At 37.1% G+C, this 12,709-nt stretch carries 15 protein-coding genes and 1 pseudogene; 1 reads left to right on the top strand and 15 read right to left on the bottom strand.

Annotated elements, in window-relative coordinates:
* From GC102_RS39155 to GC102_RS39150, 7 genes and pseudogenes are all read right to left on the bottom strand, one after another.
* A pseudogene (locus GC102_RS39155) lies at window positions 1-380 on the bottom strand (ATP-binding protein); the annotation flags it as partial.
* Window positions 381-398: 18 nt separating this feature from the next.
* Window positions 399-617 (bottom strand): VOC family protein, encoded by a 219-nt coding sequence (locus GC102_RS25445; RefSeq protein WP_171691987.1) that lies wholly within the window; start codon window positions 615-617, stop codon window positions 399-401.
* Between the two features lie 93 nt (window positions 618-710).
* Window positions 711-1,397 (bottom strand): RNA polymerase sigma factor, encoded by a 687-nt coding sequence (locus tag GC102_RS25440; protein ID WP_171691986.1) that lies wholly within the window; start codon window positions 1,395-1,397, stop codon window positions 711-713.
* Between the two features lie 241 nt (window positions 1,398-1,638).
* A complete protein-coding gene (locus GC102_RS25435) occupies window positions 1,639-3,069 on the bottom strand; it encodes a stalk domain-containing protein (RefSeq protein ID WP_171691985.1) in 1,431 nt (476 codons plus the stop codon).
* A gap of 463 nt (window positions 3,070-3,532) precedes the next feature.
* On the bottom strand, window positions 3,533-4,327 hold the full coding sequence (locus GC102_RS25425) for a hypothetical protein (protein WP_171691984.1): 795 nt from the start codon (window positions 4,325-4,327) through the stop codon (window positions 3,533-3,535).
* 76 nt (window positions 4,328-4,403) lie between these two features.
* On the bottom strand, window positions 4,404-5,102 hold the full coding sequence (locus GC102_RS25420) for a CTP synthase C-terminal region-related (seleno)protein (protein WP_171691983.1): 699 nt from the start codon (window positions 5,100-5,102) through the stop codon (window positions 4,404-4,406).
* A 176-nt stretch (window positions 5,103-5,278) separates the two neighbouring features.
* On the bottom strand, window positions 5,279-5,713 hold the full coding sequence (locus GC102_RS39150) for a hypothetical protein (RefSeq protein WP_216628158.1): 435 nt from the start codon (window positions 5,711-5,713) through the stop codon (window positions 5,279-5,281).
* Window positions 5,714-6,024: 311 nt separating this feature from the next.
* On the opposite strand from GC102_RS39150, the gene GC102_RS25410 reads away from it, so the two are divergent.
* Entirely contained in the window at window positions 6,025-6,246 is a 222-nt protein-coding gene (locus GC102_RS25410) for a hypothetical protein (protein WP_171691982.1), read from the top strand.
* A gap of 224 nt (window positions 6,247-6,470) precedes the next feature.
* Here the strand turns inward: GC102_RS25410 and GC102_RS25405 are convergent, their stop codons facing one another.
* The 8 genes from GC102_RS25405 to GC102_RS25375 form a co-directional block, all read right to left on the bottom strand.
* The gene (locus GC102_RS25405; protein ID WP_171691981.1) at window positions 6,471-6,737 is read right to left on the bottom strand and encodes a hypothetical protein; all 267 of its coding nucleotides are present in this window, start codon (window positions 6,735-6,737) and stop codon (window positions 6,471-6,473) included.
* 174 nt (window positions 6,738-6,911) lie between these two features.
* The gene (locus GC102_RS25400) at window positions 6,912-7,427 is read right to left on the bottom strand and encodes a hypothetical protein (protein ID WP_171691980.1); all 516 of its coding nucleotides are present in this window, start codon (window positions 7,425-7,427) and stop codon (window positions 6,912-6,914) included.
* A gap of 190 nt (window positions 7,428-7,617) precedes the next feature.
* A complete protein-coding gene (locus GC102_RS25395) occupies window positions 7,618-8,211 on the bottom strand; it encodes a hypothetical protein (RefSeq protein ID WP_171691979.1) in 594 nt (197 codons plus the stop codon).
* A gap of 11 nt (window positions 8,212-8,222) precedes the next feature.
* A complete protein-coding gene (locus GC102_RS25390) occupies window positions 8,223-8,528 on the bottom strand; it encodes a hypothetical protein (protein WP_171691978.1) in 306 nt (101 codons plus the stop codon).
* 268 nt (window positions 8,529-8,796) lie between these two features.
* Window positions 8,797-8,922 (bottom strand): hypothetical protein, encoded by a 126-nt coding sequence (locus tag GC102_RS40165; RefSeq protein ID WP_281367703.1) that lies wholly within the window; start codon window positions 8,920-8,922, stop codon window positions 8,797-8,799.
* 100 nt (window positions 8,923-9,022) lie between these two features.
* On the bottom strand, window positions 9,023-10,060 hold the full coding sequence (locus GC102_RS25385) for an ATP-binding protein (RefSeq protein ID WP_171691977.1): 1,038 nt from the start codon (window positions 10,058-10,060) through the stop codon (window positions 9,023-9,025).
* Window positions 10,061-10,075: 15 nt separating this feature from the next.
* Window positions 10,076-12,022: a TnsB C-terminal domain-containing protein gene (locus GC102_RS25380; protein WP_171691976.1), complete on the bottom strand. Its 1,947-nt coding sequence runs from the start codon at window positions 12,020-12,022 to the stop codon at window positions 10,076-10,078.
* Window positions 12,019-12,684, bottom strand: a complete 666-nt coding sequence (locus GC102_RS25375; protein WP_171691975.1) for a hypothetical protein — start codon at window positions 12,682-12,684, stop codon at window positions 12,019-12,021. The genes GC102_RS25380 and GC102_RS25375 overlap by 4 nt, the downstream gene beginning before the upstream one ends.
* Window positions 12,685-12,709 lie beyond the last annotated feature (25 nt).

Here is a 12,709-nt window from a genome sequence, read left to right as displayed (position 1 = left end):
GTGTAGGCTATTTGATCATGTTCATTTACAGGGTCAAAGCTAAACTCAACTGAATATAGGGTATAAAAAAAATAAAGGGATATAAAATTAACGAGAGATATTAAAACACCGTAAAACATAGAAAAAATGATCTTTTCTTTAATTTCTACTTGATAAGATTGTGCAAAACTAAATATCATGAGCAATTGTAGAATCAAAGATAAAATAGGAGAGATGGGAATAACCAGATAGAGGTAATCAAGCAACCCAAAGATAAGGAAGTAAATGAATCGGTTTTGTTTTTTCGCTGATTTATCAAAAACCGAGTTGAAGAAAAAATTAATTTGCACGCCCATCACAAATATAATACTGAAGACAATAAGAAAATTATTTTGAATCATATCAATCGACCTTCATAATCATAAATTTGGTGTAAGTATCTTTAACCTCTTTAGCGGTGTAATATCTTTATGATGCGATTGAAGTAAAATTAGTTCTGTCCCTTCCATTTTAAACATGAGGAAATCATCACTCTCTGAAGAGACTTCAAAGGGAAATACTGTTTTGTACCATTCCTTTGCTTTCTTTAAATCTTTCAGATGAATAAAGCAAGTGTTTATTCGATTTTTGATTAGCATCTTCATAGCTCCTTTAATCAATTATTTTTCATCTTCAATTAATACACGGATCAGGAAGCGTATAAGATACGGTTGGTTAAAGTTTTTTGTAAATTATTTTTCAGCAATGATTGTGAATGCGTTCCCTTCAGGATCACGGAATGTGAAAAATAACTTGCCTAATATCAGATGTCGCTCCGTTTGAATGCCCACCTGAGTTAGGCGAAGGTATGCCTCGGCTATTTTCATCGGCTCCTGAAGGTGAAATGCTTCTAAAAATTGATTAATTAATAGAGATCGTTCTTCTGTGTTATTTCTTTGGACATACATTCCTTTCTCCGACACGCCAAGGGCAATTAAACGCTTTCGTGCCCTGTACAATGCAGCTTTTACAGATCCCTCTGTGTTCCCAAGCATTTCCGCAACTTCCCGTGATGTATAGTTGAAAACATCTATTAAAAGAATTGCAACAGCTTGGAAAGGTGGAACAGTAGCAACCAAATATTCTAGACAATCTTTAATGTCTAGCGAATACATATCGACACCTAAAGATATGCTCTCATAGTTGTTTGGTAAACCAATATCCGCTTTTCTTTTGCGGCACTCATCAATCCAAGCATTCGAAGCTATACGAAACAGAAGTGCCTTTGGCGATGGGTGATGGAGAAACTTTTGCTCTGCTTTCATCACTTTTAGATGTGTTTCTTGATAAAGATCATCAGCATCCCAAGGTGTTCCAGTGAGCATAGAACAGTAATTTTTTAAATCTGTCTCATATTGCAATAATAATTGGACAACCATCTAATCTACCTCATTTAGCTATATGATTCTTTTAGATGTTTGACTTCATAATGAAAATTCCTTTATTTGAAAAGATTTATTAAGCTAATACCCTCGCCAGTCTAGTACTTTATTTCTCAGTCTAATACTTTATTTTCCAGTCTACAACTTTATTTTCTAGTCTACAACTTTATTTTCAGCTGACACAGAGTAGTAAAGGGCTACCGATTTATTTCTTTCGGCAGCCCTTCTTATGTAGATATTATTTTTCCAGAAATTCATAAATGTTCTTTAGCTCACTACTGTTGAACCCACTATTAAACCATGCATTTCTCACTTTCAACTCACCAAAAAGGATATCTAGGTAATAAATAATATTATATTTTGAGAAATATACGTTATATCCTTTTTGCTCGGTGATTTTAGTATTGTCTGAACCGTCCGTCCTTACACGGTAAACAGACCCATTATCATAGGGGTTCGGATAATAAACCCAACCTCTCGTCACATTAAAATGATCACCCGATCCCCCAACAAATACAGCTGTTTTTTGGGAACCATCTAATTGTATTTTATTAAATGTATATTTAGATTTTGAGAGTTCTTGGAAATACAGCAACCCATTTTCTATGATAAAAATCGATTCAGGATTATAAGTCGCATAGGAAACCAATTGAGTAATTCCTGTACTATCAAGTCCCATGCTATAAATCGTATTTGATTTCTTGCTGTTATCAAATAAGGAATAATAAATCTGATCGCCAACAATAGAAAAGGTGTTTTGGAAGTGATCTGATATTAGCTCTTCAGAACTGCCGTCTACTTTCACTCTATAAAGCTGGGCATCTGCATTAAATTTCTTGAATGTAGTGAAGTATACCCACTCGCCATGCACTAACGCATTATTAGCACTCTTTTCAGAAAGCAATACACGATCTATGCCATCCGTTTTAATTTTATAGAGTCTGCCCATTGTTTCAAGAGGTCGGTAGACTGAAAAATCTGTATAATAAACCCAGTCATTTGCTACATTAAGACTTGATATTGAGGAAGAAGATGTAATCATAACAGGTGATTCACTGCTATTCATATTCTTTTTGAAAATACCTCTTGTCGTTCTAGTGATATAGCCTACAAAATAGATGGAATCATCTTGTGCAGTGAACTTTCCGCCGTTTACAAAGTTGCTATTGGTCATTGATTCTTCTGAAAATCCAACCGAGGTATCAATTGGATCTACAGTTGATGGTAACGCCGAAGTTTTAATCGTAACAGTCTGTGTAAACTCATTCCACGCAACTGTCGCACCAAATGCCTCGCTAATAAAACGAACTGGAACCATTGTATTGCCTTCATTTACATAAGGCCGTACTCCTAAAATGACCTCCCTTTCATTGATGTAAGCTGATGTAGAGTTTGTGGTAACTTTAATTGTTGTCGTCTCTTTCACAGCTGTCGCTGTTCTTCTAATTTCGTTCCATGAGACTTTTGCTTGTAATGCTTCGAATATTGGTCTCATTGGGACCATCACGGTTCCATCCGCATTCACCGGAGGGACTTCAAAGCTTAATTCCTTGCCATCTACAATAATTTTGGCATTCGTTTGGCTGCTATTAGCGCTTACATAACTGCCGTTACCTGAAAGCAAAATGATACTGAGGATGACACAAATACTTAAATACTTAACACGCATAAGATCGATATAACTCCCTATTAACTAATAGGAGTAATATACCATATATTTGGTATAATTTATCATCAAGGAATAGAATTCTTGTAGAGACTTCAGAAATTTATAACTTTACGAGTAATAGTCCCTCATTTTATCATCGTTCCACTCAATTAAAAAATACTTGATGCTGAAATCGAGCGCTTTTGAGTCTGCCTAGTTGATGCAGGAAAAAAAAGATTGTTAGTGATCATCACTTGTGCTAATCCCGCCGAGCTAATTAATTATTTTCTGCTCCAACTCAGTTCCGAGAGCACAATAAAGTCAATGACCTGCCGCACCTTAACTACGTATCCAAGAGAACCGGTCTTTTCGATAGGATCTTGATTCCGTGTCATAATGCTTTCCCCCCAAGTATGTATAGATTTTGTTATTCGTAAAAGTAAAGTCCTTAATTGAAAATGCTGAGGCTGCCACAGAGTGAGATTCAATGCCGATAATAAGTCAAAAACGGCTTCAAATCCTCCGGAGAATTGAACTCGTTCAACGCCTTCTTAGCCCTGCGCGTATCAAATTCGATTCTAAACTGCAGAGCATCACCACCGAATTTATGTCGGAAATCGAAAACACCAATCTTCCGATCGTTCTCCCCAAGACGCTCAACTAAGCTCCGCGGATAGAAGTCGATTTCGATTAAGGCATTCTTCAAGTGTCTCGTCTTCATAAACTCAACTGCACGGTAACCATACTCCAAAGCGCGTTGTTCCGTAAAATCAGGATCTGCCATAGCACCCATAAATAGATACTCTTCAGTAACATTCTCATGTAGCTTTCTAATATCGCTATACGGAGTCTCAACGAGGTACTTATTGATCAATTCTTCGGGAATGTGCGCATTAACCGCATAAGAGCTGAAACCTGGGCTCAATGCACCAATCAAGGGAACGTACTCCAAATTAGTGTCATATCGCCACATGGTTTCTTTGAAACTTTCTTGGTTCATTTTAAAGTCCTGAGACACAGTCATCCTTAATTTGATTTCCTGTTTTTTCGTCGGGTGAGCTGTTATGTCGTAACTCCCCTTATCGTCCCCAAACGGCTTAGAATACGTAACAGCGTCAATGACAAAGTCCTCTTTGAAAGATGCCTTCAAATGGGCGATTGCTGTATTCTTAGCCTTATAGTCGATCAACGGATAGTAAAAATAGTCCCAAAGGAGTGCAGCTATACCAGCAGCAAATAGACCGGATATTAATAGAACAGCGACAAAAAAGTTTTTCATTTCTTTTTCCACTCCTTGCTGGCTGAACGTGAGTGCCGGCTGCCGTCATGGTGATTGAGCAATCGTTCACCGTAGCTTAATCCTCCGACTGATTTAAGACAGTAGTAATAAAGGAGTCAACGATGCAGTGTGTGGAGTCTAGGGTGGAACTTAATTGGGGAACAAATAACGTGCCGATGAAGAACTTATGCTCAGGTAATTCAACAATTCTTGGATTACCAATGGAATCAGTTCCGACTATTCTTAATCCGTCTTCATGAATTTGTTTTTCATATTCTGGACTAAGTCCATAGTTACATCTGAACTGTTCGATTACATTTTCCACTTGATAAATCTCAAAGATTCTTGAGGATTTATTTACTTTGACTTCGCCTTTTTGGCCAACTAATGAGCAAGCTAGTTTACTAATAATTAGTTGAGTTGCGTGTGGATCCTGTTCTTCGTGCCCTGCATTCTCCAACATCAGTTTGTTTTTTGCATATTCCACAATGATGTATTGAAACCCACCGCACGTTCCTAGCAAAGGTACATTGTTTTCACGTGCAAATCGAATAATGCTAAGTACCCCCTCAATAGAATCTGGATACCCAGGACCTATCCAAAAACCCTGATAAGCTCCCTTGATGATATCCATTTGTTTACTTATTGTAGCTGTGGGAATCCATTCATACTCGATGGAAACCCCTAATTTCCCAGATGAATGCATAAGAGCATTGTTAGTAGCGATTTGTGATGGATATTCTGGACTAAAGTCACCAACAATCCCAACTTTCATTTATAAGCCCCCTTTTTAATCCAACTAGAAATTTATACTATACGTGAGCGAATATCGCAATACGATAATTAAAGTTCACTGCTTAATCTTTCAAACATAACTGCCCGTTAGTGGAATAGGCTACCGAATTTATCACCGGCAGCCTGCTAGATATTGTTATGAAGTTATCGTTCCTCTTACCGATTAGTTTTCTTTTTTATTAAATAACCACTAATAAACACTAAGAGAACCGCGAAAACATATGGTAAAAAGTCTATCCAATTATACCTGTTTCCTGCATATTCACCGCCATACGTTGCTTTAATATACAACCCCTTATCATCTTTAATGGCGATTGCTTCATTTATTTCAACCCCAATAATATCGTAATATCCAGTTCCCTTTGGATATCGATTGGAAAAGTTTCCTGAGTAAGTACCTTCCCGATCGGAATATTTTGTAACCTTGCCTATTTTTAAACCAATTTGTTTTGGATCTAAATGTTCTTCTGATATAACGAATATTTTTCCGTCATTGACTACAAACATATTTGCCCAATCTGCTGAAGCAATACCGACAAATAAAGAAGAAGAAATTAAAAAAGCAAAAAGTAAGCTTATTTTAAGTCGCATTTCACCCTCCCATATTTCCAATATCTTATAAATATTAGACGATTTTATTTAATAATGGTTGCACAATTCTGCCCGTTAGCTGAGCGACTTTTGCCGAAACCAAAACAAGCGATGGATCGGTTCCATCGTCGCGCTATCGTTTCCGTTAGCTGAATCAGGTCAAGTGCTTTTTTGACATATCATCCAATCTCTTACGGTCATTTATAAACTTCATAAACGGAACTCCCCAACCGCAACTCTATTGTATCGAAATATTTTTACGGTCTATTTGGGGAATACCAATTAAAAGGGAACTATGGAGGGGTGTATGTATGGGAGTTATTATGGGCATTATTTTTGGACTAATAGCTTTTTTCATTCTGTTTCTCATATTCATGTTGAATTTCGGGATTTTACCTAGAGACATTAAAGAACTATGGGTAGAACTTGGGAGTTTCGGTTTATCCAGAAATATTAAAATATTGTTAGTTATTGGGATATTTATTGCTTTATTTCTGGGGTGGATGCTATACAAGGTTTTGACTGGTAAATAAAATCACCTGCTAACGGTTTTTCTGTTGAATCAGAACATAGAACGTTACCCTGGATATTACGTAAATACCGATGGCACTTGTCGTGTGGATGAAGGGGTGGTACTCCTATTGTGTAACAACTAAACTGCCCGTTACTTTAATGACCATCAAAGAGGAGCTGTCCTTGGGGCAGCTCCTCACCCTCGTTCTCCGTAAGCATAATTCCGACTCCTCAGGGTATTAAACTATTTCTTCCTTCTCAATACCTTCCCAGTATAAAAAACAATTATTCCAAGTAGCATCAATCCCAGGCTTTCTATCATTCTCCACATTGGGCTTGATATATATCCAAATGTGACTTTATGTTGTAGATAATCAACTGACTCATATGTCTCGACAATATTTGGAACATAGTTCATTGTAAGATACATACCTTGAATAATCTGAAAAGCATGAAAAACAAAAACAAATATTAGTCCTACAACGAGAGCTTGAAAAACTGGCTTTTTCATAGTTACCTCCTCATTTCCAATATCCTTATTTTACCATATTATATCAGCGATATAACAATTACGCATGCATTACTGCGCGTAAGAGGAATAGGATACCGAGCGAATCCCCAGTAATACAGTTTTATGGAGCTATCGTTTCCCGTTAATTGAACAAGCTGCCGATATCGACTATCTTTACATTCTCCGAAAACGATAATATCGTATTAATAAATAACCACCAATTGCTATTATCAAGAAACCGAACATAAACCAGTATAATTGATTTCTATTCTTCAAAGACTGTTCAATTATCGGTTTCCCTGTGTCAAGCTCATTAATTTGTTTTTGGCTTACCTCAGACCAATCCTTTGAATTGCCACATATATTAGCTTCTAAATGCCCTTCACGTTGACTTGCGAATATTAAGTAATCTTGACCTGCCTTAATTTCCTTCCACATGTTACCTACAGAAATCCCATTTTCGATGATATCTGTGCTTCCTTTCCAAAGTGTCTTCACACTAAAAACAACAGTAAAATCGTATTTTACTGTATTAGAATTAAGAGCTGTACCCATAAACACAACCGCACTGTTCGCAATCTCTTCTTTTATTGATTTTGGATGTGCGCATGAAAGTGCACTAACAGGCTCATTCAATTTAAAACTAAACATCAAACATATAACAAATAATGCCAGAATGAATTTTCTCATCTTATCACCTCTTATATACATTTTAGATGAATTTCAAAAAAATGTTGCTCCACATGTTGTTTGATACTACCCGTTACTTGAATGAAAAATAGAAAGAGCTGCCGCTAAGCAAGCTCCTTCACTATCGTTTTCATTAGCGTAACGGACAAGCATGACACCCCATAACTAGTAGAAAACGAAAATGATTGACTTAAATCCACGTTTGAAACGATTTATCGACCATCTTAACATTGTTCATTTTTGCCCAACTCTTTAAATCCGAGATGCCCCTATCTTCATCCCTAGAATACCTAAATGCCATATCAAATGGGACGATTTTCCTCCCGCGGGGCACTATCCCGATAATAGGTTTAAAGTATCCCATGGTCAATATTACTTCAATATCGCCCGAATTAGTTATAATTCCATTTAATATGATTTGGTCATTGGATAGGCATAACTCGGTTGGTTTCTTGAAGAATATTCTATACAATGCGAGTAAAAGTACAACTAAACACAGAAGAAGTAGAACCACCGTTAACGAAGTGTAGAGTAGACCCATCTGATCCCATATTCTCACTACAAGAATAGATTGACTACATATTATAGCAATCATGCCTATTATGGTTCTAATCCTTGAAGGACTCTTAACCTGATGCTTTATTTCCCTCAAAATATCCCCACCCTTGTTCAAATTCCTTATCTGAATATACCACATATTGGAACTATTCTGCCCTTTAGCGGGGAAAAGGCAACCTGTTTTAGTCAGTTGCCTTCTCGTCTGGATTATTGAGCTCTCGTTCACCGTTAGTTCATCTATCCTTTCTTCAAATAACTTAAAGACAATAAGCCTTTGACAAAACATGCCATACTGATAGCCCAAATTACGCCGATCACTGCAATAGTTACAGAGTTATTTATTGAACTTGCAAAAGCCCTAGTTTCAAGTATTCTTATCCAAGTCAGTGCACCAAAAGTGAATAATATCAGATGACTCAAAAACCACCCAAAGCCATGCTTCTTAAATTTTATCATCAAGCCAATCACTAGCACTACAACAGGAATCATTACAATTAGTAACCCTACTCTCAGTAATACAGTGACTTCTTCTTCCATAAGCATGAAAATCACCACCCCGTTCTCAAACCTAACAAATAATTCCATATATTTAGACTCTGTAAATACAATGAAAGTTGCGTTAATCTGCCCGGTTAGTTGAGCGCTGTCGCGTGAGTCAAATAGTTTATTCTCTCAGTCCACTAATTCTATTGCTTAGTCTGACAATAGAAAGCGCTTGAGTTCACGCCTCTTCTCTTTATTGTTGTCAATAACTATCATGCCGCTGGATTTTCATAGATTATAGTAGATTCTAGAATCTTCTCGACGTTCTTTACATCCTCGCGGGGTTAGCGCGCATCTCTAAATTTGTCTCAGCAGCCATGAAGCTAAGTTCGCCACAGTAGATCTCTTCGATAATAGCAAGTTTTTCTTTAGCATGATATTGAATTTTAGACATGAGAATGCTCCCCTCATAGCATCAGGTTTTTATCATTTAACCTATCTACTATTTGGGGAGCATATCAATTTTCTGTCAGCCTTAATTAATAATTCCTCTCCTACTTTATAACCTTCAACGTTGTTCTTTGTTGTTCTGATTTAACGTAATTTGAATTATTAATCGCGTCAATCCAGTGAGCTTCCGATATCCAGCCCCCTTCATAGTCACTACTTCCTTTTCCGTAACGCAATAGGATAATCTTTATTACCCTTATCATATGATGCATCGGAATTTCAAAAGCTGTCTTTATATTCTCCTTCTGACGTACACTTTTTAGCAACTTATAAACTGTTGAAGAGAAGTCAGCTAACCTTTTACCTGTTGCATATGCTTCTGGAAAGTAATACCTTGTAAAAGACCATCCACTTCCAGCGGGATATTCGCTCTTATCTGGATCATCATAGCAGGTTAACAGTGTTTGAATATCTTCTTCCGATACTACACCAGAGAACTTATGTTCCTCGGCCATAAAACGTTCAACGATTTGCTCTGCATTCGATGTTTTGAAAATTGTCTTCTGAGCGCTTAATTGTTGTTGGCCTACAAGATAAGTCAATAATAGAACTTTTTCTTTTTGTAACTTATTGTAGTAATCCATCAACCATTCAAAATGTTGCTCCGTTAGGCACTGCGCTTCATCAACTAGAAGAACTATTATCCTATATCGATTAGATGTTCCTCGCTCTAACATAAATTTAAAAAGTCTATCTCGCTTGGCTGGCAATTTCCCGATTAATGCAAAATTATGGTTCATGTCGTAAAGTAAGCTTTCAATAAATTCTTCTTCCCTTACAACTTTAGGATGTAAACTTATTATGTGATATACAGGAATGTTCTCAGCAATAACCTTTGATATATTATCAATCAAATACTCAATCATATAGGTTTTTCCTAATCGAGGTCGACCGTAAATAATCGCTCCTGTAACTCTCTCTTCAATCCAATCGCAAACAGATCCAAGTACAGTAATGATTTCGTTAGTTGGCATTTTATAGTCATTTGTTTCTACAGGGTGCGATCCTTTAGGAACATCTGGTCGAATTAGATCATAAATAATATTTGATTCTTTTGGTTCTACTGATTTTGTTTTCGTCACAAAACTCACCACCAATTATATACTCGTTTTAAGCATACTTTTCAATTGATCAAATTTACTACTTTTTTGCTTCGGTGGAGTAGGTAAGGGCACAATTTCATCCGAAGTTTCTCCCTCTACTTCATCCTGCAATCGTTTCTCTGCCATTTCCAAGTGATTCTGTTCGTACCTTTGAAGTGCAGCCAACTCGTTCCTTGCACTCTTTTGATTTTCCGCTTTCCCCTCTAAGTATCTTGCAAATGAATCAACTGCAGATTCATCATCCGAAAAACGCAGTTTTCCTTCACGAGCTAGTTTATTAACAATCTTCCGAGTACGTAGGGAATGTGGTTTTTTTCCCCAAGCCCCTCTAGCTCTTAGAAAGTCTAGTTCAGACCCATCGGGCAAGAAAGCTCTAACCACAGAAATATCATCCACATTGACAACGATTTTAATAGTTGCACCTGCAAGGGTGAAGTTCTGTGCCATAAGCCTACTTGTATATTCAGCACCTTCGTAGTTGATATAGGGTCTTTTACCATGCTTCTTGCTCCCATTAACCTTCCTGCTAATAGAGAAATTAAAGAAATTCACATCACTTCGTTTCTCATTCTCTAATAATCTTGGAAACATTTCTTGATATTGTATACGTTGCGTCATTGCATCCATTGGGCTGATTCCAAAGGTTGAGTGTACTTCTGTGTTATACTCTGCAATTAGCACTTCAATCAGTTGTTCAAGTTCATCTGCGTTAACCTTAAACTCTTTTGCAGATTTCTCCGGATTCTGACGCTTCGGATCTTTGTTATTACTTCCAGTTGTTATCGCTAAACGTTGAATTTTCCGCTGAGTTAAAACTCCAAAGAACCTTTCAATAATCGCACGTGCCTCTGGGAATGCCACAGGACCAGGATTAACGGAACAGTTTGTAACTTCAGTAAGCTTATTCTTTACTGATGTGGCAAGGTTCGGCCTTCCATGGTCATATTTTAATTCACTCCACACTGCCCATTCAGCCTCTGGTATCATGGAGTGGAAGCAAGCTACATCGGGATATTTAAACCCAGGGATAGTGAATTTCATCGGTTGCCATGGCATTATCGCCTTTTTTATACAATGTAGTACGTCAAGTTGAGAATATTCTGCATTAAGACATAGATGATATCCAAGAACTACTCGTGTAGCTTCGTCAATAATGAGCAAAAGCCAAATTCGTTTCATAACTTCTGTCACATCATCGCCATATGCATTTTTAAAAGTAACCGTTAATAAGGCATCAATTTTATGTCCGTCAAATTGAACAGCCTTGAAAGGAACAGTTTCCAAATCTTTAGTGCTCATCTCACCTGTTAGTCGCTTAATTTTTCTTGCTGCATGCTCTCCATATCTATGTCTAGAATCCATTATATTCTCGTTAATAAGTCTAGAAACGTACCTTTGCAACGAACGCAATGCCTTATCTTTAGTGTTAAACGGATATTCATTCAATTTCACCCCTAATGATCGACAAAGAGTTAGTAATTTTCCTCGTAAATCAGTTACCATAACTACCTTGTCGGCTGCCGCACGCTTCCGCTTTGTTATTATATGATCATCGATAAGTATTTTTACTTTAGGATACTTTTCTAGAAGTTGGGCAAAAGCGCCGGTAAAATCCACTTGATGCATACCATCAGCCGAAGAAATACGATCATATGTGTTACCAGTTCTTCTATAAGAAAGCAAAGCACGGAAGCCCCATATCCGACCATTCTTGTCTTTCGATAAACACTTGTGAACAAATTTATTAACTTCCTTACGACTAATACCAGTCTGTGCATCAATTTCCTTCAACGAGCAGTTACTATCAATATACAATTCAACCGCACGCTTACGCTTTTCAAACGTCTCGTCTCGATGTTCCAAATGAACCGTTGGCCATTTAGTATAATCAAGGTCTTCAGCATCAACTTCAAAATTCTGAATAAACTTAACTTTGCTCATGTCTTCCATACCTCCAATTCACTGCAAATTCTTATTTTATCAATACTTGCGGCGACCTTGCCCTCGTATATTAAATTAAACAATTCACTACGAATTCGTTGTTTTGGAATCTCATTATTAATTTCATATATTTGACCTAGGGTTGTTATAGATTGCTCACCTATGCAATCTAGGATTCTATGTCTGTCTGTATCCACCGGGATTCTTCGATCATCAATGTAAGGAATTATTTCCTTATAATTGTTCAACAATATTTTATTCTCACGTATAATCCTATCTGTACGAATGATATATTTATAACCGTGGTATTCACACCATTTTTGTTGTTTTGCAACTTGCTCTGCTGAACGTTCATTATACTGGGGATTTCGCGGATCAAGTTCATGCTCATACTTCACTTCCATGAAATACCCTTTTTCGTGTTGTGGAACACACCACATATCAAAAATGGTATCGATATACTCACCTTTAAGCCATTCTTGAACACGGTGTGGTTGCTCTGTAAATGTTCTGATGATCAGATCGTTCTCTATAAGGATCCAGTTGTCATATTCCAAGTCGCTATACATATCAACATTACGCTTTACTTTCGGACTGTACTTGAACCACCAATTGTTTCCATATCGTCCTCCTTTCCATTTTACGACTGGTTTATCGAACATTAAGAATACCTCCCGAATGCTAACA

Origin of the sequence: Paenibacillus germinis, assembly GCF_013141785.1 — a bacterium.
Classification (GTDB): domain Bacteria; phylum Bacillota; class Bacilli; order Paenibacillales; family NBRC-103111; genus Paenibacillus_E; species Paenibacillus_E phytorum.
The sequence above is the reverse complement of the archived record's forward strand: the minus strand, read 5'-3'. Positions and strand labels throughout refer to the sequence as shown.

Coding starts and splice junctions, on each gene's coding strand:
- GC102_RS25425 (WP_171691984.1), bottom strand. CDS start 4,327: ATGAAAAACTTTTTTGTCGCTGTTCTATTAATATCCGGTCTATTTGCT.
- GC102_RS25435 (WP_171691985.1), bottom strand. CDS start 3,069: ATGCGTGTTAAGTATTTAAGTATTTGTGTCATCCTCAGTATCATTTTG.
- GC102_RS40165 (WP_281367703.1), bottom strand. CDS start 8,922: ATGTCTAAAATTCAATATCATGCTAAAGAAAAACTTGCTATTATCGAA.
- GC102_RS25420 (WP_171691983.1), bottom strand. CDS start 5,102: ATGAAAGTTGGGATTGTTGGTGACTTTAGTCCAGAATATCCATCACAA.
- GC102_RS25375 (WP_171691975.1), bottom strand. CDS start 12,684: ATGTTCGATAAACCAGTCGTAAAATGGAAAGGAGGACGATATGGAAAC.
- GC102_RS39150 (WP_216628158.1), bottom strand. CDS start 5,713: ATGCGACTTAAAATAAGCTTACTTTTTGCTTTTTTAATTTCTTCTTCT.
- GC102_RS25445 (WP_171691987.1), bottom strand. CDS start 617: ATGCTAATCAAAAATCGAATAAACACTTGCTTTATTCATCTGAAAGAT.
- GC102_RS25410 (WP_171691982.1), top strand. CDS start 6,025: ATGGGAGTTATTATGGGCATTATTTTTGGACTAATAGCTTTTTTCATT.
- GC102_RS25405 (WP_171691981.1), bottom strand. CDS start 6,737: ATGAAAAAGCCAGTTTTTCAAGCTCTCGTTGTAGGACTAATATTTGTT.
- GC102_RS25390 (WP_171691978.1), bottom strand. CDS start 8,528: ATGCTTATGGAAGAAGAAGTCACTGTATTACTGAGAGTAGGGTTACTA.
- GC102_RS25380 (WP_171691976.1), bottom strand. CDS start 12,022: ATGAGCAAAGTTAAGTTTATTCAGAATTTTGAAGTTGATGCTGAAGAC.
- GC102_RS25400 (WP_171691980.1), bottom strand. CDS start 7,427: ATGAGAAAATTCATTCTGGCATTATTTGTTATATGTTTGATGTTTAGT.
- GC102_RS25440 (WP_171691986.1), bottom strand. CDS start 1,397: ATGGTTGTCCAATTATTATTGCAATATGAGACAGATTTAAAAAATTAC.